The sequence below is a fragment of the Comamonas suwonensis genome (assembly GCF_012844455.2).
Lineage (GTDB): Bacteria > Pseudomonadota > Gammaproteobacteria > Burkholderiales > Burkholderiaceae_C > Comamonas > Comamonas suwonensis.
Map to the genome: position 1 here is coordinate 57139 of NZ_JABBCQ020000019.1, position 22981 is coordinate 80119.

Annotated in this window: 24 protein-coding genes and 1 tRNA gene; 10 read left to right on the forward strand and 15 right to left on the reverse strand. The window is 59.7% G+C overall.

Annotated features, from left to right (window positions below; translation table 11 throughout):
- Positions 1–75: 75 nt before the first annotated feature.
- Together HF327_RS18675 and HF327_RS18680 are read right to left on the reverse strand one after the other, a co-directional pair.
- Positions 76–1524 carry an MFS transporter gene (locus tag HF327_RS18675; RefSeq protein ID WP_198461818.1) on the reverse strand — a complete coding sequence of 483 codons (1449 nt, stop codon included), beginning with the start codon at positions 1522–1524 and terminating at the stop codon, positions 76–78.
- Positions 1517–2722, reverse strand: coding sequence for a multidrug effflux MFS transporter (locus HF327_RS18680; protein ID WP_198461819.1), 1206 nt, complete (start codon positions 2720–2722; stop codon positions 1517–1519). The genes HF327_RS18675 and HF327_RS18680 overlap by 8 nt, the downstream gene beginning before the upstream one ends.
- 467 nt (positions 2723–3189) lie before the next feature.
- Between HF327_RS18680 and HF327_RS18685 the strand changes: the two genes are divergently transcribed.
- Positions 3190–3792 (forward strand): Lcl C-terminal domain-containing protein, encoded by a 603-nt coding sequence (locus HF327_RS18685; RefSeq protein WP_328701913.1) that lies wholly within the window; start codon positions 3190–3192, stop codon positions 3790–3792.
- 46 nt (positions 3793–3838) lie between these two features.
- Here HF327_RS18685 and HF327_RS18690 read toward each other — a convergent pair whose 3' ends face one another.
- From HF327_RS18690 to HF327_RS18710, 5 genes are all read right to left on the reverse strand, one after another.
- The gene (locus tag HF327_RS18690) at positions 3839–4744 is read right to left on the reverse strand and encodes an SDR family oxidoreductase (protein WP_198461820.1); all 906 of its coding nucleotides are present in this window, start codon (positions 4742–4744) and stop codon (positions 3839–3841) included.
- Positions 4745–4910: 166 nt separating this feature from the next.
- Positions 4911–5927 carry an NADP-dependent oxidoreductase gene (locus HF327_RS18695; RefSeq protein WP_198461821.1) on the reverse strand — a complete coding sequence of 339 codons (1017 nt, stop codon included), beginning with the start codon at positions 5925–5927 and terminating at the stop codon, positions 4911–4913.
- A 158-nt stretch (positions 5928–6085) separates the two neighbouring features.
- On the reverse strand, positions 6086–6520 hold the full coding sequence (locus HF327_RS18700) for a PaaI family thioesterase (protein ID WP_198461822.1): 435 nt from the start codon (positions 6518–6520) through the stop codon (positions 6086–6088).
- A gap of 131 nt (positions 6521–6651) precedes the next feature.
- The gene (locus HF327_RS18705) at positions 6652–7443 is read right to left on the reverse strand and encodes an SDR family oxidoreductase (RefSeq protein WP_198461855.1); all 792 of its coding nucleotides are present in this window, start codon (positions 7441–7443) and stop codon (positions 6652–6654) included.
- 149 nt (positions 7444–7592) lie between these two features.
- A complete protein-coding gene (locus tag HF327_RS18710; protein WP_198461823.1) occupies positions 7593–8333 on the reverse strand; it encodes an MGMT family protein in 741 nt (246 codons plus the stop codon).
- 130 nt (positions 8334–8463) lie between these two features.
- Here HF327_RS18710 and HF327_RS18715 point away from each other — a divergent pair, with 130 nt between their 5' ends.
- The 7 genes from HF327_RS18715 (at position 8464) to phnE (ending at position 15693) form a co-directional block, all read left to right on the forward strand.
- Positions 8464–8769 carry a hypothetical protein gene (locus tag HF327_RS18715; protein ID WP_198461824.1) on the forward strand — a complete coding sequence of 102 codons (306 nt, stop codon included), beginning with the start codon at positions 8464–8466 and terminating at the stop codon, positions 8767–8769.
- Positions 8770–9076: 307 nt separating this feature from the next.
- The gene (locus HF327_RS18720; protein WP_198461825.1) at positions 9077–10033 is read left to right on the forward strand and encodes a class I SAM-dependent methyltransferase; all 957 of its coding nucleotides are present in this window, start codon (positions 9077–9079) and stop codon (positions 10031–10033) included.
- Positions 10034–10222: 189 nt separating this feature from the next.
- Positions 10223–10702 (forward strand): nucleoside deaminase, encoded by a 480-nt coding sequence (locus HF327_RS18725; RefSeq protein WP_268904717.1) that lies wholly within the window; start codon positions 10223–10225, stop codon positions 10700–10702.
- A 140-nt stretch (positions 10703–10842) separates the two neighbouring features.
- Positions 10843–12066 carry a cyanate transporter gene (locus HF327_RS18730; RefSeq protein ID WP_198461827.1) on the forward strand — a complete coding sequence of 408 codons (1224 nt, stop codon included), beginning with the start codon at positions 10843–10845 and terminating at the stop codon, positions 12064–12066.
- A gap of 261 nt (positions 12067–12327) precedes the next feature.
- Positions 12328–13212: a putative selenate ABC transporter substrate-binding protein gene (locus HF327_RS18735; protein ID WP_198461829.1), complete on the forward strand. Its 885-nt coding sequence runs from the start codon at positions 12328–12330 to the stop codon at positions 13210–13212.
- Between the two features lie 76 nt (positions 13213–13288).
- Positions 13289–14131 (forward strand): phosphonate ABC transporter ATP-binding protein, encoded by an 843-nt coding sequence (locus HF327_RS18740; protein ID WP_198461831.1) that lies wholly within the window; start codon positions 13289–13291, stop codon positions 14129–14131.
- On the forward strand, positions 14122–15693 hold the full coding sequence (gene phnE / locus HF327_RS18745; RefSeq protein WP_198461833.1) for a phosphonate ABC transporter, permease protein PhnE: 1572 nt from the start codon (positions 14122–14124) through the stop codon (positions 15691–15693). Before HF327_RS18740 ends, phnE begins: the two co-directional genes overlap by 10 nt.
- A gap of 70 nt (positions 15694–15763) precedes the next feature.
- On the opposite strand, the gene HF327_RS18750 is transcribed toward phnE, so the two are convergent.
- Positions 15764–16219: an Lrp/AsnC family transcriptional regulator gene (locus HF327_RS18750; protein ID WP_198461834.1), complete on the reverse strand. Its 456-nt coding sequence runs from the start codon at positions 16217–16219 to the stop codon at positions 15764–15766.
- Between the two features lie 479 nt (positions 16220–16698).
- Here HF327_RS18750 and blaOXA point away from each other — a divergent pair, with 479 nt between their 5' ends.
- Positions 16699–17442 carry a class D beta-lactamase gene (blaOXA, locus tag HF327_RS18755; RefSeq protein WP_198461859.1) on the forward strand — a complete coding sequence of 248 codons (744 nt, stop codon included), beginning with the start codon at positions 16699–16701 and terminating at the stop codon, positions 17440–17442.
- A gap of 260 nt (positions 17443–17702) precedes the next feature.
- Positions 17703–17885: a hypothetical protein gene (locus tag HF327_RS18760; RefSeq protein ID WP_198461835.1), complete on the forward strand. Its 183-nt coding sequence runs from the start codon at positions 17703–17705 to the stop codon at positions 17883–17885.
- 391 nt (positions 17886–18276) lie between these two features.
- On the opposite strand, the gene HF327_RS18765 is transcribed toward HF327_RS18760, so the two are convergent.
- From HF327_RS18765 to iscU, 7 genes are all read right to left on the reverse strand, one after another.
- Positions 18277–18351: transfer RNA gene (locus HF327_RS18765), tRNA-Val, on the reverse strand.
- Positions 18352–18366: 15 nt separating this feature from the next.
- The gene (gene dnaQ / locus HF327_RS18770) at positions 18367–19098 is read right to left on the reverse strand and encodes a DNA polymerase III subunit epsilon (RefSeq protein WP_198461836.1); all 732 of its coding nucleotides are present in this window, start codon (positions 19096–19098) and stop codon (positions 18367–18369) included.
- 168 nt (positions 19099–19266) lie between these two features.
- Positions 19267–19605 (reverse strand): ISC system 2Fe-2S type ferredoxin, encoded by a 339-nt coding sequence (gene fdx, locus HF327_RS18775; protein ID WP_198461837.1) that lies wholly within the window; start codon positions 19603–19605, stop codon positions 19267–19269.
- Between the two features lie 15 nt (positions 19606–19620).
- Positions 19621–21483, reverse strand: coding sequence for a Fe-S protein assembly chaperone HscA (gene hscA / locus HF327_RS18780; RefSeq protein ID WP_198461838.1), 1863 nt, complete (start codon positions 21481–21483; stop codon positions 19621–19623).
- A gap of 93 nt (positions 21484–21576) precedes the next feature.
- Positions 21577–22095, reverse strand: coding sequence for a Fe-S protein assembly co-chaperone HscB (gene hscB / locus HF327_RS18785; protein WP_198461839.1), 519 nt, complete (start codon positions 22093–22095; stop codon positions 21577–21579).
- Between the two features lie 151 nt (positions 22096–22246).
- On the reverse strand, positions 22247–22570 hold the full coding sequence (gene iscA / locus HF327_RS18790; RefSeq protein WP_099736700.1) for an iron-sulfur cluster assembly protein IscA: 324 nt from the start codon (positions 22568–22570) through the stop codon (positions 22247–22249).
- A gap of 4 nt (positions 22571–22574) precedes the next feature.
- Positions 22575–22970, reverse strand: coding sequence for a Fe-S cluster assembly scaffold IscU (gene iscU / locus HF327_RS18795; RefSeq protein ID WP_099736699.1), 396 nt, complete (start codon positions 22968–22970; stop codon positions 22575–22577).
- Positions 22971–22981: the final 11 nt, after the last annotated feature.

The window sequence follows — 22981 nt, forward strand, 5'->3', positions numbered from 1 at the left end:
ACCCCAAGCTTGCTACCAAATCAATAGCTTTTGGTGCTTTATACCAAAGGTCTATCGCTCTTTTTTGAATCAAAATCAGTGTTTGCGAGCACCTGCTGCGGCTGGAACCTTGCCCACGCGCATCATGCTGAACACACCGGCCAGTGCAGCAAAGCCACCGGCAATTGCCAGGGCCAGTGCTTCCGCGTTACCGCCATGCCCGCCAGAGATGGCAAAAATTGTGGCCAACACTACCGCGCCCAGGGTCTGACCCGTCATGCGGGCAGAACTGAGCATGCCGCCCGCCGCACCGCTGCGCGACAAAGGGGCCGAGGTGACGATGGTGTGATTATTGGGCGACTGGTACAGCGCAAAACCGCTACCCGCCAGCACCATGCGCCAGACCATGTCCCAGTGCGCCACATCCACCGGCATGGCAGCCAGCAACCACAGACCTGTGGCAAACATGGCCATGCCAATGCCGCCCAGCAGCCCATCGGGGTATTTACCGATCAGCCGCCCGGCCACTGGGGCGGTGAGCATGGTGGCCAGCGGCCAGGCCGTGATCAGCATGCCTGCCTCAATGGGAGACAGGCCTCTAGCCTCCAGCAGCAAAAACGGCAGGGCCAGGTAGGACAGCATCTGCGCGCAAAAGGCCGAGACCGAGCCGCACATGGACAGTCTGAACACCGGAATGCGCATCAAATCCACCGGAAACAGCGGTGCTGTCTTATGCCACTGGCGGCGCAGGTAGACATAACCCACCGCCACACCCGCACCCAGCAGCCACCAGCCAGAAGGCATGAACGAGCTGCCCGCTGCATTTTCTTGCCCCATGCGCACGCCCAGTTGCTCGCCCCCCAGAAACAGCAGCGTAAACATCAAAATATTGAGAACCACATCCAGCAGCGCAATCGGCTCGCTTTGGCGGTTCACCACAGGGTTGGCGGGCAAGGCCTTATAGCCCATCCACAGCGTGAGCAAGCCCAGCGGCACGTTGATGGCAAACAGCCAGGGCCAGTTGGCCACCGACAAAATGCCCGCTGCCACCGTAGGCCCGGCCATGGAGGACGTCGCCACCACCAGCGAGTTAATTGCCATGCCCCGCCCCAGCATGGCGCGCGGATAGGTAAGGCGCACCAGTGCAGCATTCACGCTCATCACGCCGGCGGCGCCAATCCCTTGAAACACCCGTGCGGCAATCAGCGTGCTCAGTGAATTGGCCAGCGTCGCCGCCACGGAGGCCATCACAAACACCACCATGCCCATCAGGTAGATGCGCCGGTAGCCCATGCGCTCACCCAAAGCGGCCAAAGGCAGCAACAGCACCAGCCCCGCCAACTGATAGGCGTTGACAACCCAGAGCGTCAGTGCCGAGCTGGCTTGCAGCTCGCGGGCAATGGCCGGCAAGGCCAGGTTGACGATGCTGCTGTCCAGCACCGACAGCGTGAGGCCCAGAATAATGACCAGCATGGCGCGGCCACGCGCACCATCTGGCAGGCCGTCGTAAGGCGTGGAGCCCGCTTTGGTGGCGCTATCAGTCATGCGCTGCTCGCGCCCCGGCAGTCCTGCCCAATGTGATCCAAGTCAGCGCCACACCCACCAACGCGCCAAGCGCCATGCCGGTCACCATGGGCAAGGGCTTGCCGTTGGAGAAGTGACCCACGATTTGCATGGCCGCCGCGCCGCTGAGCATTTGCAGCGTGCCCAGCAAAGCCGAAGCCGTGCCGGCAATCTCGCCATGCTCCTCCAGCGCCAGCACCGAAGTCGTGGGAATCACCAGTCCCATGAAAGCGCTGGCAATGAAATACAGCACGATCAACACCATCAACTGCTCGCCGCCCATCAGGTAGTACACCAGCAAAGCAACCATGGTCACGCCCGATGCCGACGCCGCGGCCTTGACCACATTGACCAGGCCAAAGCGCTGACCCAGTCGCCCTGTCAGCTGCGACGCGCCAATAAAGGCGATGGAATTGAGCGCAAACGCCATGCTGTACTCGGTGGAAGACAGGCCGTAGTAATTGATCAGTACAAAGGGCGAGCCCGCCAGATAGACAAAAAAGCCCGCCATGGCGCAGCCGCCAATAAATACCAGGCCCATGTAATGCCAGTCGCGCAGCAGGCGCAGGTACGCCTTCAAGGCGCCACTCAGGCTGCTGTCCAGTCGTGCCTTGGCGGTGCGCGTCTCCTCGACTCCGCGCCAGGTCGCGATCAAGCCCAGCAAGGCCGCCGCTGCCACCACCCAGAACACCGCACGCCAACCCGCGACAGCAATCACGCCGCTGCCGACCAGAGGGGCCAAAATCGGCGAAACGCTGAACACCAACATCAGCAAAGACATCATGCGAGCCGCGGCGTGGCCGGTGTGCAGATCGCGCACCACGGCACGCGGCACGGCCATGCAGGCGGCAGCGCCCAGGCCCTGCACAAAACGAAAGGCCACCAGCGTCTCAATATTGGGGGCCAGCGCACAGCCCACACTTGCGGCGGCAAACACCGTCAGGCCAAAGTACAGCGGCGGCTTGCGGCCCACCATGTCTGAGACCGGGCCGTAAAGCAGCTGACCCACACCAATGGAGAGAAAGAACGCGGTCAGGCTGGCTTGCACCGCACCCACCTCGGCACCCAGGCTGCTACCAATTTGAGGCAGTGCGGGCAAATACATATCAATGGCGAACGGCCCGATGGCCGATAACAGGCCCAGAATCAAGACCAGACGCAGGGAAACAGAAGCTTGCATAGGGAGGCAATTGTCGTGGTAACTTGATTTTTGTGCTGAACGCTGTTTTCTTGGAGCAGCTGGCTCTGACGCCAGAAAACCTCTTGGGTCTGACTCAAAGGCTTAAGCGCGTATTGACGATCTCCTCGATGTCGCGCCAGTACCTTTGTGGGATGGAATGCAAGGCGCGATACCGCAGCAATAGCCGTGCTATTGCGAGGATTCGCAACGCCGCAGACCGCCCGCAAAAGCACTGGCCCGAAGGGTTGAGACGAAATCGGGTGATTTCTTCGCGCTGCGGCTTGCTTGCATCCCGATGCAAGCTGTGTCACCTCGCTGCGAACTCATTCCGATTGCGTCTCAACGCGGCACCGTAGAGATCGTAAACACGCTCTAAGCAATAGCGCCGCTTTCATGGCCGTCATCGGGCCAATGCCGGTGCCCGATCTGCGCACAATCAGGCATCTACTTCACCCTCTGCTGTCGCTGTGTTCGCAACTGTTTTCGCTCCTGTGATTTTTATTGGCCTGCTCAGCAGCCTGAGCAACGCTGCCATCGCGCAAGATTCAAGGTCCACACCTGCGCCTTCTGCTTTTCAGATTGCTGCCGACGGAAAATCCGTGATCGACACCCGCGCCAAACTGGCTTGGGCCCGCTGCGCTGAAGGTATGGACTGGAATGGCAAAGCCTGCATCGGCAGCGCCAAGGTCTTCAACTACAAACAGGCCCAGACCCATGCTGCCGAGCGCAGCAAGGCCGAAGATCAGCGCTGGCGCCTGCCCCGCGTGAACGAACTCAAACGTCTGCTGGACCGCAGCAGCAAACCACAGGGCCTGAACCCTACCCTCTTTCCCAATGCCCCGCGCGACTGGCACTGGACGGGCACGGCTTCCGTCAACTCGACGCGGGTGAACAGCTACAACTACAGCCAGGTGGACCGGTCCAACAACCTCTCCAGTCTGTCCGCCCAGCAGGCATGGGCCGTCAACACCGAAACACTGCAGGCCACGCCCGATATGGGCAAGGGCAATGCCCTACTGCTCAGATTGGTGCGTCCTGCGACTGAAACCGAACTCCAGCCAGCTCCATGAAAAAAGCCTTGCTGCAGAGGCAAGGCTTTTTGTCTTCCGTGGTTGATCAAGCGGCCCGCAATGCCGCCTTGAGGCTCACGCCCAGCTCAGGCTTGTGCGCAAACGGATCGGTGGGGTTGCGGCCCTGCACCACATCCTCCATACGCACCTGCACCGAGCCCAGCGCCTGTGGATGGCTATAGATATAGAACTGGCCTGTGCTGATGGCATCAAACACCTTCTGCGCCACCTCGATCGCCGTGATCTTGCCTGAGCCCACCGCCTTGTCCGTCATGGCCTGACCAATCTTTTGGCTGGCCGTCAGCGGCTGGGCTTCCAGCGTTTGCGGGCGATTGCGCTCGCTATGGCCTATGCCGGTGGCCACAAAAAACGGGCACAGCAGGCTGGCGCTAATCTGGTCAGTCACCAAAGCCAAGTCCTGGTACAGCGTCTCGGTCAACGACACCACGGCATGCTTGCTGACGTTGTAGATACCCATATTGGGGGGGGCCAGCAGGCCCGCCATGCTGGCGGTGTTGACGATATGGCCCTCAAAGCTGGGATCGGCCTTGGCGGCTTCCAGCATCATGGGGGTGAACAGGCGTACGCCATGAATCACGCCCCAGACGTTGACGCCCAGCACCCATTGCCAGTCGGCCACAGAGTTTTCCCAGACCAGACCGCCCGCACCCACACCTGCGTTGTTGAACACAAAGTGCGGCGCGCCAAACTGGGCTTTCACTTCAGCGGCCAGCGCCTCCATCTGCGCCGCATCCGACACATCGACCCTGCGTGCCAGCACCTTGACACCTGTGGCCTTGAGCTCGGCCTCGGCCTTGTCCAGTGCTTCCTGCTGCACATCGACCAGCACCAGGTTCATGCCCTTGCTGGCGCCAATGCGTGCGCACTCCAGCCCGAAACCCGAGCCAGCCCCGGTCAAAACCGCCGTCTTTCCTTTGAAATTCGTGATCATCCATGTCTCCGTATCTTGTTATCTACGAATACACCGCGATGCGAAAAATGGACGCTGCCCAAACAAGAAACATCAAGCAAGGGCCGCCCCGCAGCGAGGATGTTGTTCCCCTTCCCTAGCGCGAAGCGCGTAGAGAAAGGGGTAAGGCACGCAGTGCCTCAGGCGTTTAAACCAGCTTCACCAGCTGCTTGCCAAAGTTCTTGCCCTTGAGCAGGCCCAGAAATGCAGCGGGTGCAGCCGCCAAGCCCTGCGCAATCGTCTCGCGCGGCTTGAGCTTGCCAGCGGCAACCAGACCACCCAGCTCGGTCAGCGCTTCGGACCAGACTTCCATGTGCTCGCTGACGATAAAGCCTTCAAGCTTGATACGGTTAACCAGCAGCAGAGCCGGGTTGGCCATTGGCAGAGGCTGGCCGTCGTAGCCCGCAATCATTCCGCACAGGGCCACGCGCGCAAAGGCATTGGTGCGCAGCAGCACGGCATCGAAGATGTAGCCGCCCACGTTTTCGAAATAGCCGTCGATACCGTTCGGGCAGGCGTCCTTCAATGCCTTGGCCATGGTCTTGGTGTCAGGGTGCTCGCGGTAATCGATGCAGGCGTCAAAGCCCAGCTCTTCCACGGCATAGCGGCATTTCTCAGCCCCGCCCGCAATACCCACCACGCGGCAGCCGCGCGCCTTGGCCAGCGCCGCAAAGGCACTGCCCACGGCACCAGTGGCGGCGCTGACAACCACGGTTTCACCGGCCTTGGGATTGATGATCTTGACCAGACCATACCAAGCCGTCACGCCGGGCATGCCCACAGCGCCCAGGTAGTAGGACAGCGGCACATGGGTCGTATCGACCTTGCGCAGCGCACCGGGCACGCTGGGGTTGACCACCGAATACTCCTGCCAGCCGCCCATGCCCACCACCTTGTCGCCCACCTGAAACTTGGGGTGGCGGCTTTCCACAATCTCGCCCACCGTGCCGCCCTGCATGACTTCACCCAGCGGCTGGGGCTGGGCATAGCTCTTGGAGTCATTCATGCGGCCGCGCATATAGGGGTCCAGACTCAGATAGTGGTGGCGCACCAGCACCTCACCCTCGCCTACTGTGGGCAGCGGCGATTGCACCAGCTTGAAATTGCTCTCCACCGCTTCGCCCTGAGGGCGGTTATCCAGAAGGATTTGCTGATTGACCGTCATGACCTGTCTCCTGTGTGAACTTCCGTTGAAATTTCAAATTTGATAGCTGCCAGCGTCTGATTTATAAGACACTCAAAGCTAAATTCATATCAATCCCAGATAGAGACAGCGCTACCAGCTCCTGAAACAGGAGCGATAACCTGCACTCAAACCTGCACTCAATCCGTGGCCAGCGAACGCAATTCGCCATTCACATCGCCATCCACCTTGGGCTTGCGCTTCATGTATTTGAAGGTGCCCGTGGCATGCACGCAAAGTCGGCCTTGCGCGTCGTAAATACGGCCTTCGGTGAAAGCCATGGTGCCCGTGCGATGCAGCATCACGCCCTTGCCCACCAGCGGGCCGTTGGCCGCCTGCATGAAGGAGGTCTTCATCTCGATGGTGACAATGCCCTGCTCAAAATCCACGCTGCGCGCGGCCACGGCCATGGTCACATCCAGCAGAGTCATCGACGCGCCGCCATGCGTGACGCCGAAGGAGTTCAGATGCTCGGGGCGCGGTGTGTACTGCAGCTCAGACTCGCCGTTTTCCGCCTTGATAAGGACAAAACCCAGCTCATGCACAAAAGGAATATCAGGACCAAATGACAACACCGCAAGACCTTTCAGGAAAGTGAAGCACCGCAAGCACTACAGCAGGCGGCAGCAAAGCCGTGAATGTAAGCGCGCCAGACTTGGGTAAAAGGCAACGCGGCGCAAAAATACGGCTTCACCTTTCCTCAGTCTCAGCCGCCTACCAGCGCGCTCACGCCGCCATCCACCGCCATCCACTGACCGGTGATGTGCTTGCCTGCGTCACTGGCGTACAGCAGGGTCAGGCCCTTCAGATCTTCGTCGTCGCCAAGACGGCGCAGTGGGGCATGGGACTTCATCTCGTCTTCGCCCAGAGTCTCAATCAAGATGGCTGCCATCTTGGTCTTGAAGAAACCAGGACAGATGGCGTTCACGGTGATGCCATGCTCGCCCCACTCGCCCGCCAGCGCACGCGTGAAATTGATCACCGCCCCCTTGGAGGTGTTGTAGGCAATCGTCTTCATGCCCGTGGGATTGCCGCCCAGCCCGGCTATCGACGCCAGATTGATGATGCGGCCGCTCTTGCGCTCCAGCATGGACAGGCGGGCAATCCGCTGGCTCAGCAAAAAGTAGCCGCGCACGTTCAGGTTCATCACCTTGTCCCAGGCCGCCGTCGGGTGCTCTTCAGCAGGCGAGCCCCAGCTGGCGCCCGCGTTGTTAATCAGAATGTCCACATGACCCAGGCGCTGCACGGCCTCTTGGGCCAATCGGTCAATATCGGCCTCGTCGGCGCAGTCGGCGGCAATCCAGTCTGCCTCGATGCCTGCGGCCTTGAGTTCGGCAGCGGCCTCCTGCAAGTCATTCGCCTTGCGCGAAGTCAACAGGACTTTGGCCCCCGCCTCGCCCAGCGCATGCGCCATCTGCAAACCCAGCCCGCGCGAGCCACCGGTCACTAGAGCGGTCTTGCCCGAGAGGTCAAAAAGTTGCTGCACCGTACGTGTCATTGCCATGTCTCCTGCTTGTTATCAAGAATCAAAAACTAAGACCAATGCGCTCTATGGCTGCATGGGTGGCTGAATGGATTGTGCGGGCGGCAAAAGCGCGCACTTGTCACCTGCGTGTCGGTGCTGTCCCGCAGGTGGCAACGCGCCGCTCAATCCGCAAACAAGGACAGCGTTCCACCCCAGGCACCGCCTTCAATCTCCAGCATGCGCAGCTTGGTCAAAGCGCCTTGGCCGCCCGAAAAACCGCCGGGCTTGCCACCCGCCGCCAGCACGCGATGGCAGGGAACAATCGGCGCAAACGGGTTGGCACCCAGCGCCTGCCCCACGGCCCGCGCAGCACCGGGTGCGCCCAAAGCCGTGGCCACCTCACCATAAGTGGCGGTCTGCCCTGGCTTGAGCGCACGTGTAAAGGCATAGACCCGCGAATGAAACTCTGGCACGGCGAATTCATCAAGCGCAATCTGCTCCAGTGCGGGCAAGGCCGCGAAGCCATTGTCCTGAGCCAGATCTGCCGCGCAAGGCCGGTACACATCGCGCATATCACCCAAGACGCCCAAAGAAGCATTTTCAGCGGACACATCAGCCCAGCCCCTCTCGAGGCCGGCATTTGTTCCCGCCAGTAAGCGCTGCACACCCGACATGGCCTGCAACGCAAACATCGGCACCTCTGATGGGGAGGTGAGCGCGCCATAAGACGCTGGCCCGCGGTCCGGCTGCAGCGCATGGCGTTTGTGCAGGCCCAGCAGCATGCGCTCGCGTGTTTCGGCGCAAGTCGCTTCCGGCAATTGCACTGCCGTAATCGCGTGAGCATTCCAGGCCATGCCGCACACGCCAATACGCGTGACAAACAAGGCATGGGCAAAGAACGGCAAGGGAGCAACTTGATTCATGCAGCCCAGTCTACGCGGTGCTTATTGACCATCATGCCGTGGTCGGCGTGCAAAAAAATCATAGACACTGGATACAAAGACAGTTGCTTACTGTATATTTAAACAGTCTAAACACTGTGGATATATGGACATGCAAGAAGCCCATTTCACCGTCTCCCTCTGCGACTACCCAGAACTGCCCGAAGACAAACGCCAGCAAGCCGAAGCGCGCTACGCCCGCGTACTGGCACGCCAGCTCGGGGGCGAAGATCAGGTCAGCGAAGCGCTTTCTCTGGTTCAAGGACTGGAAGACACACCGCCCGATGAAATCAGCGACGAGGCCAAACTCATGTTTGGCCGCTGGATGAAAGCCGCCCGCGCCGCCGCAGAAGCCGGCCTGCAAGGCATTGGCGGCACTGAAAGCTGCTTTTTTGATGTGCGGCGGGTGTATCACTAAGCACGCAATCGCTCTCGCATTACCTGTCGGTTGAGCTTGCTTGCCGCCACCCTTGGCCACTTCCTGCACAAAAACCTCGCGCCGAGGCTTTTTGCAGGAAGCCAGTGGGGCAGCTCGTTGCGGAATCAATGCGTCTTAGAGAAGTGACTTGTTGGGCCGTTGCCCAGTCATGCAGCGGCGTACTTCCATCGCCATTGGGCTTGGGCTGGGTCTGATTGAGCGGCAGGAATGACGCAGCAACACGCCCAGGCGCGCTGAACTGCATACACTGGCGCCCTTTAGTGATCAATTCGCCAAGTCTTATTCCATGCAAGCCCTGCTAGCCGCCATTGCCCAGATGCCCTATTGCACCGATGCCCAGCGCATCTTTCACGGTCGGGGCGGGCTGTATCCGGGCTGCGAACAAATCTCTCTGGATGCGTTCCCGCCCGTCATCGTGCTGACCAGCTTTGCCCCCATGGATGAGGCACAACTGACCGTCATTGGTCAGGCACTTGAGCAGCGCTGGCAGCAGATTGCCCCTGCAGGCCAGCCGCTGACCTGGGCCTTCCAGACTCGCGAAAGCGGTGGCAGGGTCGAAACACGTGTCATGAGCGGCGAGCTGCCCGAGCCACATGTGGTGACCGAGGGCGGCGCCAAGTACCTCATCCATATTTCGCGCGGACAAAACCACGGCCTGTTCCTCGACATGGCCGCCGGCCGCGAATGGGTGCGCCAGCAGGTGCTGGCTCACACCCGGCCAGAGCGCATGAAAGTGCTCAACCTGTTTGCCTACACCTGCGCTTTCTCTGTCGTCGCCAAACTGGCAGGTGCCGGTCAGGTGCTCAATATGGACATGAGCAAGAGCGCGCTGGCCACCGGCCAGCACAACCACCAGATCAACGGCGTCAAGGCTGGAGCCAGTTTTGCGGCGCATGACATCTTCAGCAGCTGGGGCAAGATCACCCGTGGCGGCCTGTATGACCTGATTGTGGTGGACCCCCCTAGTTATCAAAAGGGCAGCTTTATCGCCACCAAGGACTATGCCCGCCTGATGCGCCGCCTGCCCGATCTGCTGGCGCCCGAAGGGCAGGTGCTGCTGTGCCTGAACGCCCCCGAGCTAGGAACCGCCTTTCTGCAGGAGCAGATGACCGAAATCGCGCCCGAGCTGAAGTTTATGCAACGTCTGGCGAACCCTCCCGTGTTTGCTGACGTGAATGAAGAGTGCAGCCTCAAGGTGCTGGTGTACCGTGCACCGGGGCTGGACAACACGGCGCAGTCATAACGCCAGCGCTGGATGGGCGGGGCTGTAACCCGTCCATCTGCGCAAAAAAGCTTTGATCTGCGAGTCACTACAGGCTTGGTGGTACGGGTGTACCCTGCTCTCAGCAGGTACTCACCTGTTCGGAACTTCATGCAAAAACCGTGCTCTACGTATATTCCATATGCGCAAGCAGCTATAAATTTCATAGTCATGACAAGCACACCCAAGCATCAACAACTCATGCGTCTGGCCGTGGATCTGGCCCATGCCAATCGTCTGCAGGGCGGTCGCCCCTTTGGTGCCGTACTGGCACTGGGCGATGAAGTCATCGCCACGGGCGTGAACAACATCATCGCCAGCCACGACCCCAGCGCCCATGCGGAGATGGAAGCCATTCGCGCGGGCACGCAAAAGCGCGCCAACCCCAGCCTTGCCGGTCTGTCCATCTATGCCAGCGGCCACCCCTGCCCCATGTGCCTTGCGGCGCTGGTCATGAATGGGGCCGAGCAGGTGTTTTTCGCCTTCGACAACAACGATGCAGCGCCTTACGGTATGTCCAGCGAAGGCACTTATCAGCGCCTGCGCCTGTCGCTGACGCCACCGCCCCTGCCCATCACGCGTATTGACACGGGCATCCGCCCAGAGCAGCTGTACGGCGATGCCGCCTGGCCTTACCCTGAAACAGACTGATGCCTCGCAGCAGGCAAAGACATGAATGCACGGCACAGTGACTACAAGCACGCCGTGCCCCGGCATACAAACGAATACAACAAGCCCTTGGATCGCAGTCTCGTCACCTCACAAGCGCAGCGGCCAGGCCGGAATTTTTCATGACCTCATCGCCCTCCCAACCTCAACGCGTCTCGCCCCTGCTGTGGCTGACCGTGGTGGTGCTCATCACCATCAATCTGCGCCCGTTTCTTTCGGCACCCGGCCCGCTGGGCCCCGTGATACAGAACGCCACAGGCATGGATTTGCGCGCCTTCTCCTGGCTCACGCTGCTACCCATGGTGCTCATGGGACTGGGCGGCTGGCTTGCACCCACGGCCCTGCAGCGAATGGGGGCCCGCCAGGCCATCGTCAGCGCGCTGGTGCTGATTGCTCTGGGCTGTGCGCTGCGCATCGCCGGTGCCAGCAGCATGGTGCTGATTGCCACGGCAGGCCTGTGTGGCGCGGGTGTGGCCTTGGTGCAAAGCATTTTGCCGGGTCTGATCAAGCGCCAGTCGCCGCATAACGTGCCCTTCATGATGGGCCTGTATTCCGCAGCACTGATGGGCGGCGGTGCCTTTGGAGCGCAGCTCTCGCCGCTGGCCATTCAATGGGGCATGAGCTGGCAAGCTTCACTGGCCATGTGGGCCGTTCCCGTGGTCATCGCCCTGCCACTGGCTTTTTATGCGCTGGGCCGCATCGGCTTGCCCGTCCCGGCGACGGCTGCAACACACAGCCAACCCGTCGCCAGCGACACCGCATGGCTGATGCGCCGCCGCCGCACCTGGCTGCTGGTGCTGAGCTTTGGCCTGATGAATGGCGGCTATGCCTCCACCGTGGCGTGGCTGGCACCCTTTTATCAAACCCATGGCTGGACGGCGACGCAAAGCGGCTCACTAGTGGCCATTCTTTCAGTGGCGCAGGCCGCATCGGCCCTGATCATGCCCGCGCTGGCAGCACACAGCACGGACCGCCGCCTCTGGATCATCGTGGCCCTGCTGCTGCAAGCCGTCGGCTTTGCGCTGATGGCTTTGTGGCCCACGGCCGCCCCCACGCTCAGCATTGTGATTCTGGGCATTGGTCTGGGCGGCTGCTTCTCACTCTACATGCTGGTGGCGCTGGACCATCTGCCCTCCCCCACCCAGGCTGGCGCTCTCAATGCGCTGATGCAGGGCGGCGGCTTTATTCTGGCGGCGCTGGCCCCCTGGATCGTGGCGCAGCTGCAGCAATTGAGCGGCAGCTGGACGGTGGGCTGGCTTTATCAAGCCGGCGTTGCCGCACTGGTGTGCCTGATGGTGGCGCAGTTCAACCCCAAACACTATGCGCGGGAGATGCGCCAGCCTTGATAGCGGCACCACCGGGGGCCCACTCAGCCTTCGGTGACAAAGCCCGCAGCCAAGTAGCTGCTAGCGCTCCAAGCCCCGTCTTTACGGGGTTTTTTGCTATTCAATCTAAGTAAAGAGTGCACCGTGGTTTTAGCAAATACGTAACAATGAGCCCAGCAGTCGGTGTACTGCCTATGGTCTTTCATTCGCCACAAGCAAGGCTTGGGCCTATTAAACCGCCGTGTAACCGGACGGCGGTGGCTTTTTGAACGGAACACTTCAATGACGCAATCTTTCGCTCGCCGCACGGCGCTGCGCGGCTTGGCCGTGGCAGCTATGGCCGCTTCTTCGCTGACCACTTTCAGCGCCCACGCCGACACCCCCGCCGTGCTCCGCGTCTCGGCCATCCCCGACGAAGCCCCTACCGAGCTGCAGCGCAAGTTCAAGCCCCTGGGCGAGTACCTCTCGCACGCCACGGGCATGAAGGTGGTGTTCACCCCCGTCTCCGACTACGCCGCTGTGGTCGAGTCTCTGGCCACCAAGAAACTGGACCTGGCATGGCTGGGCGGATTCACCTATGTACAGGCCAAGATCCGTACAAACGGCACGGCTATCCCCATCGTGCAGCGCGCGGAAGATGCGGTCTTCACCAGCAAATTCATCACGGCAGACCCCGCCATCAAGACCCTGGCTGACCTCAAGGGCAAGACCTTTGCCTTTGGCGCGCCATCGTCTACCTCCGGCAGCCTGATGCCCCGCTTCTTTCTGCAGCAAGACGGCCTAAACCCTGAAAAAGACTTCAAGACCGTGGCCTACTCCGGCGCGCATGATGCGACCGTGGCTTTCGTGGCCGCAGGCAAGGCCGATGCCGGCGTGCTGAACACCTCCGTGTGGGACAAGCTGGTCGAATCCAAAAAAGTCGACACCAGCAAGGTCCGCGTGTTTGCCACCACCCCCACCTACTTTGACTACAACTGGACGGTGCGCGGTGATCTGGACCCCGCCATCATCAAGAAGCTGAAAGACGCCTTCCTGGCACTGGACCCCTCCAAGCCCGAGCACAAGGCCATCATGGACCTGCAGCGTGCCTCCAAGTTCGTGGCGACCGAGTCCAAGAACTACGACGGCATTGAAGCTGCCGGTAAGTCGGCTGGTCTGCTGAAGTAAAAAACTTCGGGCTTTTTTGACTGCCAGCGCTTATGAATCAAGCGCTGGCAGCTACCATTTTTAGAGTAATCGTCTCATGAGTTTCATGCTGGACGACGTGGGCCTGACCCACGGCAACGGCTTTGTTGCCCTGTCCCATATTCATTTGTCCGCCATGCAAGGCGAGAGCATTGCGCTCATCGGCCCCTCGGGCGCGGGCAAAACATCGCTGCTCAACACCATTGGCACCCACCATCTGCCCACCGCAGGCCGCATGCAGGTGCTGGGGCAAGCCGCGTCTGCCCAATCACCGGCCAGCACGCTGAAAGTGCTGCGCAGCCGCATCGGCACCGTGCACCAAGCCGCCCCCATCCCCCTGCGCCAGCGCGTGGTGACCGCCGTGCTGGCAGGCAAACTGGGGCAATGGCCGCTGTGGAAGGCGCTGGCATCGCTGGCCTACCCACAAGACCTGCCCGGCGCACGCGATGCGCTAGCCCGTGTGCAACTGGAAGACAAACTGTTTGCCCGCTGCGACCAGCTCTCTGGCGGGCAGCTGCAGCGCGTGGGCATTGCCCGCGTGCTCTACCAGCAAGCCGAGCTGATCTTGGCGGACGAGCCGGTCTCCGCCCTCGACCCCGCTTTGTCACAGGCCACCGTGCAACTGCTGGTCCAGGAAGCCGCCGCCCGCAATGCCACGCTGGTGGCCAGCCTGCACGCCGTCGATCTGGCACTGGGCCACTTTGCCCGCATCGTCGGCATACGCGATGGGCGCGTGGCCTTTGACCTGCCCGCTGCCCAAGTCACCGACGCGCTGCTGCAAGCTCTGTACGCCAATGCCGATGGCAGCGCCGTGGCCCTGCCCACGCTGCAAAGCCTGTCGTCGACGCCCAGCGATGAGCCCAGCGCCACCACGCCCATTCAGGTGATCGCATGTCGGTAAGCGCTGCGCGGCCAGCAATGGCACAGCGCGATCCCGCTGCACGCGGCCGCCTCACATGGCTGGTCGTCACGCTGATCGTGTTGTGGCCCATGTTGCAGACCTCGGGCTTTTCGCTGGAACCGTTTTTTGACGCCAACAATCTCAAGGTGATTGGCGGTTTTCTCGCAGGCTTTCTGCCACCCGAGACAGGCCGCGAGTTCCTCGGCTATCTGGGCCAGGCCACGCTGGAGACCCTGGCCATTGCCACGGCTGGCATGGCATTGGCCTTTGCCATTGCCGTGCCCATGTCCTATCTATCGACCGGCGCAGCGCGTGAGCGGGTCACGCTCAACCCGGTGGCCCGCAGCGTGCTCACCATCTTGCGAGGCATACCGGAGCTGGTCTGGGCGCTGGTCTTTGTGCGCGTGTTTGGCCTCGGCCCCGCTGCGGGCGTGCTGGCGCTGGGCCTGACTTATGGCGGCATGCTGGCCAAGGTTTATGCCGAAATTCTGGAATCCACCGACCCCGCGCCCGCTCGCGCTCTGCGTGCCAGCGGCGCGGGCCGCCTGCAAGCCCTGCTCTATGGCTTGCTGCCACAGGCGGCCAAGGAATTAACGTCCTACACCGTGTACCGCTGGGAATGCGCGATTCGCGCCTCCGTGGTCATGGGCTTTGTGGGCGCGGGCGGTCTGGGCCAGCTCATGGATCAGGCCATGAAGATGCTTAACGGCGGCGAAGCGGCCAGCATCCTGCTGGCCTTCATGGTACTGGTGGCAGTTGCCGATCTGCTTTCATGGTGGCTGCGCCGTGCGCTGGATACGGCCCCTGCCGCCCGCGCCCAGCCCTTTGGCTGGCGCACTGCAGCATTTTTGATAGCCGCTTTCGCCGGTCTGCTGGGCAGTCTGCGCCTGCTGGACATGGATTTACCGGCCCTGTTCACCCAAGACGCTGCCAGCAGCATGGGCGACTTTGTGCGCGGCTTCTTTCCACCAGACCTGAGCCAACCCTGGCTGCTAAAAGTGCTGCAAGGCGTGTGGGAGACACTGGCGATTTCCATCATCGGCACGCTGCTGGCCGCCGCAGCCGGTCTGCTGCTGGCCCTGCCGCGCTGGCGGGCGCCGTGGAATGCGGTGCTGAACGTGCTGCGCTCCGTGCCGGAACTGGTATGGGCTACCATCACCGCGCTGGCCGTGGGTCTGGGGCCGTTTGCCGGTGCTCTGGCCCTCGCCCTGCACACAACCGGCGTGCTGGGACGGCTGTATGCAGAGGCCTTGCAAAACGCCCCCGCAGCGCCCGCCCATGCGCTACGCCTGTCTGGCAGCAGCCGCTTGCTGGCGTTTTGCTACGGCACCTTCCCCGGCGCAACACCACAGTTGCTGGCGTACACCTTGTACCGCTGGGAGATGAACATCCGCATGGCCGCCATTCTGGGCTTTGTGGGCGCTGGAGGACTTGGTCAGCTGCTGTACTTTGAGCTGTCTTTATTCCACTATGCGCAAGCCAGCACGGTGATTATTGCTATGCTTTTATTGAGCATTGCCGTGGACTGGAGCAGCGCCGCCCTGCGCCGAGCCATGCGCTAAGACCCGCCAACACGACCCTTGATACGCCGAAAAATACTCTGAGCACTTTGGGGTCTGCTCAGAGCTTCACTCACACACCCAAAGGCAGATCAGCGCGCTTCAGCGTACGCAGCACAAAGCTAGACTGGCTGTGGCGTATGCCCTTGATCTTGTAGAGCTTCTCGCGCAGCAGGCGCTCGTAGTCTCGTGTGTCTTTCACAACAATGCGCAGCAGATAGTCGTAATCGCCCGAGACCAGATGCGCTTCCACGACTTCGGGAATGGTGGCCAGCACCTCGCCAAACTTCTCCAGCGTGTTGTCGGAATGGCTGTCGAGCGTGACCATGACCAGCACCGAATCAGCCAGTCCCAGCGCCTGCGGGTTCAGCCGCACGGTGTAGCCCTCGATCACGCCTGCCTCTTCCATCTTTTTGATGCGCGTCCAGCAAGGCGATGCGCTCAGGCCCACCGCCGCCCCAATGTCTTGCAAGCTGGCGCGTGCGTTGGACTGGAGTTCAGCAAGAATCTTTTTATCCAAGGTATCCATAACCTTGAATTTACTGCATATCCGTATTAAGCAGAATAATTTTCTGTAGCAAAGCCATATTTGCAGAAATTGAAGCAACCTTTTCTGCAGCGCAACATGCAAACTTGGAACCCATGGAAGCACGTTGATCGACGCAGCAAACCCATTCAACATACCGCGCTGTTTACCATCAGCCCCCGGTTGGTTGATCTGCTAACCGCATACACAACAGGCCGCCCCACTTAAGCACAGTGGCGCGGCCTGTTGATTTTTCAGGGGCTGATTTGCGAATAACCAGACTCACCTCACCCCAACGAGGATGCCCACGCTGTTGCAACTAACACACCGTGGCCAGGAATAGCTCCTGACAACCGACAGCATGCGACCCAGGCCACTATCCCAGCCACCCTAAAACGAGTTCCTTTGACCTTTAAACTAGACGCATGAATCGACGAAGTTTGGTGTTATCCGCCCTGGCCGCCGGGTTTGCTCAAGTGGCGATGGCTGGTCCGCAGTTTCAAGAAATGACCGAATGGTCTCGATTTTTCACAGATGCCGATGCACAAGGAAGCATCGTCGTTCTCGATGCCCGAGGTAAATCTGAAACGACCCACGTCTACAACGTATCTCGTGCATATCAACGTTACTCGCCAGCCTCTACCTTCAAGATTCCGCACAGCCTATTCGCGCTTGATTCAGGGCTGCTGCGTGACGAATTTCAGCTCATTCCGTGGGATGGCGTGAAACGATCTGCTGCGGCGTGGAACGCGGACCAAAATCTGCGCTCTGCGATGAGAAATTCCACGGTCTGGGTATATGAGCGCTTCGCCAAGGAACTTGGCGATACACGCGAGACCGCCTATATGCACACGATCGGATATGGCAATGCTGTCGCCACGGGCGACAAGCCATTCTGGGTTGAAGGCGACCTTGCCATCTCATCCGTCGAGCAGATTGCTTTCCTGCAGCAGCTGTACCGCAATCAACTGCCTTTTCAGGTTGAACACCAGAGGCTTGTGAAGGACGTGATGGTCAATGAAGCCAGCCCTGACTGGATACTCCGTACCAAAACGGGATGGACCGGGAAAATCGGCTGGTGGGTGGGCTGGGTCGAGTGGCCCAGTGGCCCCGTCTTCTTCGCCTTGAACATGGACACTCCAAACAGGCTGGGTGACCTTGCCAAGCGTCAGAGCATTACACGCGGCGTTCTGCGCTCCATTAACGCTCTACCTGCTGCGCCATAAATTCTGGATTGCCTGCTTGTTCTAGAGCCTCGCTCACGAGCTCCAAAACGCGACGCAAGCAAACATGGGTGAGGCATTAGAAAGGTCGACTCCTCGTCAATCTGCAACTGTTGCCGGCTGCCCATTGCTGAGACTCAACTGGCGGAAAAAATTCCTATTTAAGAGAACGAAAAACGTCTCTTGATGTGCTTTTTTGATGTGCTTTTTGAATGCAAGTTAGAAGGCTACATTAGGTGAGGTTTCATATAACAGGAGCACATATGTTCATGATCTTGTTCATCCTATTTTTTGCCATCCCTACGGCTCTGTTCTTCGTCGGTGCGGTTGTTTTGCAATCATTTCATCTATTCTTCGGCGGATTGATCATGGCTCTGGCTGCGGCTATTTTCTTCGTCGTAACCAAAGTTGGCGCAAAGAAGCGGAACCAAGAACAAGTCCACTGAACCATTCGCTCTGACGAATCATTTACCGCGACGGCAGGGAAAGCTCAACTCATCTTCTGCAACGGACAAGAAGCGATTGGCATCTTTTGTAGATAGTCCGCTCCTCGCTGAGAACTACCGTAGCTTCCACTGGTTCAAGTTGCTGGAATCGCTGAGTAAATTCACCGGGATACGAACATATCGGCGAGAAACCTCAACAAAAGCACTGCTGCTCAGTTTGGACTTAGCCTCAGCGCTCGCCCATGATGCGGTACTCTGTCTAAGGAGTTCATTGGTGTAAAATTGGCACCGAGTCACGAAATGACCCGCCAACCATGCATCAATGCAACGGCCCATGGAATTCCAAAAACAAATACCCTCTTAGATCAATGATCCAAGAGGGTTGCATGTTTGGTGGGTGATACAAGGTTCGAACTTGTGACCCCTGCCGTGTGAAGGCAGTGCTCTACCGCTGAGCTAATCACCCTAGAGCGTTATTCTCTCACGATTCGGCGCTCACATTTTCAAAGCTGCGCCAAGTTGTCTTGCCGCCGCTGGATTTGTCCAGTTGCTTGAGCACATCGTCGTGCGCCTGCTGCTCCTGCTCATTAGCGCGCAGCACGGGTAGCTTGAAAGTACTGAGATCCACCAGAGGCATGACGATAGCGCCTGCAGTGGGGGCATCAACTGGCTCATCGCTCATCAGCAGGGCTTCTTGCCCACGGGTGAGGTTGATATAGACATCCGCCAGCAACTCCGAGTCCAGCAAGGCGCCGTGCAAGGTGCGGTTGGAGTTGTCAACGCCCAGTCGGTCGCACAGAGAGTCCAGCGAGTTGCGCTTGCCCGGATACATCTCCTTGGCCATGACCAAGGTGTCGATGACACTGCCGATGCATTGCTTGATGGGCGGGCGCTTGGCAAGCTTGAGTTCGTTGTTCAGAAACCCCAAGTCAAACGGCGCATTGTGAATGATGACTTCGGCCCCTTGCAGGTACTCCCAGATCTCATCAATCTTGTCGGCAAAACGCGGCTTGTCTTTCAGGAACTCTGTCGTGATGCCGTGCACACGCAAAGCATCGGGATGGCTGTCGCGGCCGGCATTGAAATACAGATGCAGATTGTTGCCGGTGAGCTTGCGGTTGACCATTTCCACACAGCCAAGCTCAATCAGGCGGTCGCCATCAATGGCTGACAGACCCGTGGTTTCTGTATCCAGGAAAATTTGGCGCGACATTCGTTTTCTCTCTGTTACCTGCGACCCGCGACGCTGACATCGCCTTCATTGCCAAACAACTGGCACCGTCCCCACTCAGAGCGACCGAGCAAGGGCCGCCCCGCAGCGAAGGCAGCACCCCCCTTCCGCGAGGCGAGAAAGGGGGAATGCGCAAAGCGCCTCAGGGGGTTAGTGGTTCTCTTTCGCGTGATTGATGGAGTACTTGGGAATCTCCACCGTCACATTCTCACGCGACAAAATGGCCTGGCAAGACAGGCGCGACTGAGGCTGCAGACCCCAGGCACGATCCAGCAAGTCTTCTTCCTCTTCTTCCGCTTCATTCAGCGAGTTGAAGCCTTCCTTGATGATGACGTGACATGTCGTGCAGGCACAGCTCATATCACAGGCGTGCTCGATATTGACGCCATTGTCCAGCATGGCTTCGCAGATCGATGTGCCAACGGGCGCATCGATTTCCTTGCCGTTGGGGCAGTACGCAGCGTGGGGAAGAATTTTGATGATGGGCATTGTTCTGCTTATGAATTAAATGGAATTGAGGTTTTTGCCCGCCAGCGCCTTTTGGATGCTGCGGTTCATGCGCTCGGCGGCAAACGCCTCCGTACCCTTGGCCAGCGCCTGTGTCGCAGCTTCCACCACCGCAGGGTCTTCGCTGGAGACGGCAGCATGCAAGGCAGCCATCAGCGCATCAATATGCTCGCGCTCTGCGCTGCTGAGCACATCGCCATCGGCATCCAGTGCGCTGTTTGTAGCCAAGATCATGCGATCGGCATCCACACGCGCCTCAACCAGTGCGCGGGCCTTCATGTCCTGCTGGGCGGTGGCAAAACCATCTTGCAGCATCTGAGCGATCTGATCGTCAGACAGGCCATAGGATGGCTTGACGTTGATGTGCGCTTCCACGCCGCTGAGTTGCTCCTTGGCGCTGACGGCAAGCAGGCCATCGGCGTCGACCGTGAAGGTCACGCGAATGCGCGCTGCACCGGCGGCCATAGGGGGAATGCCGCGCAGCTCAAAGCGCGCCAGGCTGCGGCAGTCTGCCACCAGATCACGCTCGCCCTGCACCACGTGGATGGCCAGCGCAGTCTGACCGTCTTTGTACGTGGTGAAGTCCTGTGCACGTGCGCTGGGAATGGTTTCGTTGCGGGTTATGATGCGCTCGACCAGGCCACCCATGGTTTCCACGCCCAGCGAGAGCGGAATCACGTCCAGCAGCAGCAAATCACCAGCGGTGCTGTTGCCAGCCAGCTGATTGGCCTGAATGGCAGCACCCAGCGCCACCACTTCATCGGGGTTGAGATTGGTCAGTGGTTCGCGGCCAAAGAAGTCGGCCACGGCCTGACGGATCTGCGCCATGCGGGTGGAGCCGCCCACCAGAACCACGCCCTGCACTTCGTCGCGACTCAGCTCTGCATCTTTGAGCGCGCGGCGCACGGCAGACAGACTCTTATTGGTTAAGTGAGCAGTCAGCGTACTGAATTCCTCACGTTTGACATCAAAAGTGACTGAACCCGACGATAGATCAGCGGTAAACGCTACGATTTCTGCATCTGTCAAAGCCTGCTTGCAGTTGCGTGCAGCAATGCGCCAGATGGTTTTGTCGGCGGCGCTGTGCAGCTGCGTGCCGGTTTTTTCGGCCACCCACAAGCCCAGTGCATCGTCGTAATCATCGCCGCCCAGTGCCGAGTCACCGCCGGTAGCAATGACTTCAAACACGCCCTGCGACAGTCGCAGTACGGAAATATCAAAGGTGCCGCCACCCAGGTCGTACACGGCGTAGACGCCCTCTGCAGCATTGTCCAGACCGTAGGCAATGGCAGCCGCAGTGGGCTCGTTAATCAAGCGCAGCAGGTTGATGCCGGCCAGCTTGGCCGCATCTTTTGTGGCCTGACGCTGAGCATCGTCAAAATACGCAGGCACGGTGATGACAGCGCCGTAGAGTTCGTCATCAAACGTGTCTTCAGCGCGAAAACGCAAGGTGGCCAGAATCTCGGCACTGATTTCGATGGGCGTCTTGGCACCGTCCACCGTATTGATGGAGATAACGCTGCCGTCGCCATCTGTCTTAAAGTGGTAGGGCAGGTTTTCAGGCGACTCGATATCGGCCAGACTGCGGCCCATGAAGCGCTTGGCAGAGCTGATCGTGTTGGCGGCATCCGCAGCCTGCGCGGCCTTGGCGTCAAAACCGATCTGGCGGCGGCCCATCTCCATGTATCGCACCACGGATGGCAACAGCACGCGGCCCTGATCATCAGGCAAGCACTCGGCCACGCCATTGCGCACGGAAGCGACCAGAGAATGCGTGGTGCCAAGGTCAATACCTACGGCAATGCGTCGCTGATGGGGATCGGGGGATTGGCCGGGCTCGGAAATCTGCAAAAGCGCCATGAAATTCTTCTTTTGAAATGTCAGAGGCCAGCAGGGCTGGCCTTTTCAAGATGGATACGTCCTCTGGCAATGCCGCGAACGGTGCTCTGGGTCTTATTGTCCCAGTTGCTCGCGGCGGCGCTCCACGTCCTGCGCAAATCGCGCAACAAACATGAGGGCTCTTACCTGCTGCACAGCTGCGGCGGGGTCATTCACGTCATCCAGCAAACGGCCGCATTCAGCCAGCATCTGCTTTTTGGCGCTCAGTACTTCGTCATCCAGCGCATCAAGCGCTGCCTCAGAAGAAGCGTCGTCCAAAGACTCGCGCCACTCCATCTGCTGCATCAGAAATGCGGTGGGCATGGCGGTGTTGTCTTCAGCCCGCACGGGGGCACCCAGCAACTCGCACAAGTATGCCGCGCGCTTGAGCGGGTCCTTCAGGCGTTGATAGGCCTCGTTGATGCGCACAGACCACTGCATGGCCACACGCTGCGCGGCAGCACCCTGCGCAGCAAAGCGGTCAGGATGCGCTTCGCGCTGAAGCTCTTTCCAGCGTGCATCAATCTGGCTGCGCTCTTGGGCAAACTTGCGCGGCAGACCAAACAATTCAAAGTCGTCAGATTGCAGATTCATGGCATTAAAAAACCGCCTTCAGCAGGGCTGAGGCGGCTTCCTTTACTCAAACCAGGGAGCTGACCAAGGCCAGAAACACCAAGCAAAAGCCGCCTCACGGCGAAGGTGTCTTCCCCCTCGGGGAGAAGCCGCAAAGCGGCTCAGGGGGAGTTTAAATTCTAAAACTCTCGCCGCAACCGCAACGATCACGCTCGTTGGGGTTGCCGAACTTAAAGCCTTCATTCAGGCCTTCGCGCACAAAATCAAGCACGGTGCCGTCGATATAAGCCAGGCTCTTGGGATCCACCAGCACCTTGATGCCGTGGTCTTCAAACACCACGTCATCGGGCAGTATCTCGTCCACATACTCCAGCTTGTAAGCCAAGCCGGAGCAACCTGTGGTCTTGACGCCCAGACGAACGCCAACACCCTTACCGCGACGCGAGAGGTAGCGATTCACATGACGGGCGGCCGCCTCGGTCATTGAAATAGCCATGGCCTCAGGCTTCCGTCGTGGTGCGCTTTGCGCGGTAGTCGTTCACCGCAGCCTTGATGGCGTCTTCAGCCAGAATGGAGCAGTGAACCTTGACGGGCGGCAGAGCCAACTCTTCAGCGATCTGGCTGTTCTTCAAGGCCGCAGCCTCATCCAGCGTCTTGCCCTTGACCCATTCGGTCACCAGAGAAGACGAAGCAATGGCAGAGCCACAGCCATAGGTCTTGAAACGCGCATCCTCAATCACGCCAGTGGCGGGGTTGACCTTGATCTGCAGTTTCATAACGTCGCCGCAAGCGGGCGCACCGACCATGCCCGTGCCCACGGAGTCATCGCTCTTGTCGAACGAACCTACGTTGCGGGGGTTTTCATAGTGATCAACAACTTTTTCGGAGTAAGCCATGGTGTCTACCT

What these genes read in the sequence shown, in the direction of transcription:
- HF327_RS18680 (WP_198461819.1), bottom strand. Translation starts at nt 2,722, where the DNA reads ATGCAAGCTTCTGTTTCCCTGCGTCTGGTCTTGATTCTGGGCCTGTTA.
- HF327_RS18720 (WP_198461825.1), top strand. Translation starts at nt 9,077, where the DNA reads ATGCAAGCCCTGCTAGCCGCCATTGCCCAGATGCCCTATTGCACCGAT.
- HF327_RS18715 (WP_198461824.1), top strand. Translation starts at nt 8,464, where the DNA reads ATGCAAGAAGCCCATTTCACCGTCTCCCTCTGCGACTACCCAGAACTG.
- HF327_RS18760 (WP_198461835.1), top strand. Translation starts at nt 17,703, where the DNA reads ATGTTCATGATCTTGTTCATCCTATTTTTTGCCATCCCTACGGCTCTG.
- HF327_RS18735 (WP_198461829.1), top strand. Translation starts at nt 12,328, where the DNA reads ATGACGCAATCTTTCGCTCGCCGCACGGCGCTGCGCGGCTTGGCCGTG.
- HF327_RS18750 (WP_198461834.1), bottom strand. Translation starts at nt 16,219, where the DNA reads ATGGATACCTTGGATAAAAAGATTCTTGCTGAACTCCAGTCCAACGCA.
- phnE (WP_198461833.1), top strand. Translation starts at nt 14,122, where the DNA reads ATGTCGGTAAGCGCTGCGCGGCCAGCAATGGCACAGCGCGATCCCGCT.
- HF327_RS18730 (WP_198461827.1), top strand. Translation starts at nt 10,843, where the DNA reads ATGACCTCATCGCCCTCCCAACCTCAACGCGTCTCGCCCCTGCTGTGG.
- iscU (WP_099736699.1), bottom strand. Translation starts at nt 22,970, where the DNA reads ATGGCTTACTCCGAAAAAGTTGTTGATCACTATGAAAACCCCCGCAAC.
- HF327_RS18710 (WP_198461823.1), bottom strand. Translation starts at nt 8,333, where the DNA reads ATGAATCAAGTTGCTCCCTTGCCGTTCTTTGCCCATGCCTTGTTTGTC.
- HF327_RS18740 (WP_198461831.1), top strand. Translation starts at nt 13,289, where the DNA reads ATGAGTTTCATGCTGGACGACGTGGGCCTGACCCACGGCAACGGCTTT.
- hscA (WP_198461838.1), bottom strand. Translation starts at nt 21,483, where the DNA reads ATGGCGCTTTTGCAGATTTCCGAGCCCGGCCAATCCCCCGATCCCCAT.
- HF327_RS18675 (WP_198461818.1), bottom strand. Translation starts at nt 1,524, where the DNA reads ATGACTGATAGCGCCACCAAAGCGGGCTCCACGCCTTACGACGGCCTG.
- HF327_RS18695 (WP_198461821.1), bottom strand. Translation starts at nt 5,927, where the DNA reads ATGACGGTCAATCAGCAAATCCTTCTGGATAACCGCCCTCAGGGCGAA.
- blaOXA (WP_198461859.1), top strand. Translation starts at nt 16,699, where the DNA reads ATGGCTGGTCCGCAGTTTCAAGAAATGACCGAATGGTCTCGATTTTTC.
- HF327_RS18690 (WP_198461820.1), bottom strand. Translation starts at nt 4,744, where the DNA reads ATGATCACGAATTTCAAAGGAAAGACGGCGGTTTTGACCGGGGCTGGC.
- HF327_RS18705 (WP_198461855.1), bottom strand. Translation starts at nt 7,443, where the DNA reads ATGACACGTACGGTGCAGCAACTTTTTGACCTCTCGGGCAAGACCGCT.
- HF327_RS18725 (WP_268904717.1), top strand. Translation starts at nt 10,223, where the DNA reads ATGACAAGCACACCCAAGCATCAACAACTCATGCGTCTGGCCGTGGAT.
- dnaQ (WP_198461836.1), bottom strand. Translation starts at nt 19,098, where the DNA reads ATGTCGCGCCAAATTTTCCTGGATACAGAAACCACGGGTCTGTCAGCC.
- iscA (WP_099736700.1), bottom strand. Translation starts at nt 22,570, where the DNA reads ATGGCTATTTCAATGACCGAGGCGGCCGCCCGTCATGTGAATCGCTAC.
- hscB (WP_198461839.1), bottom strand. Translation starts at nt 22,095, where the DNA reads ATGAATCTGCAATCTGACGACTTTGAATTGTTTGGTCTGCCGCGCAAG.
- fdx (WP_198461837.1), bottom strand. Translation starts at nt 19,605, where the DNA reads ATGCCCATCATCAAAATTCTTCCCCACGCTGCGTACTGCCCCAACGGC.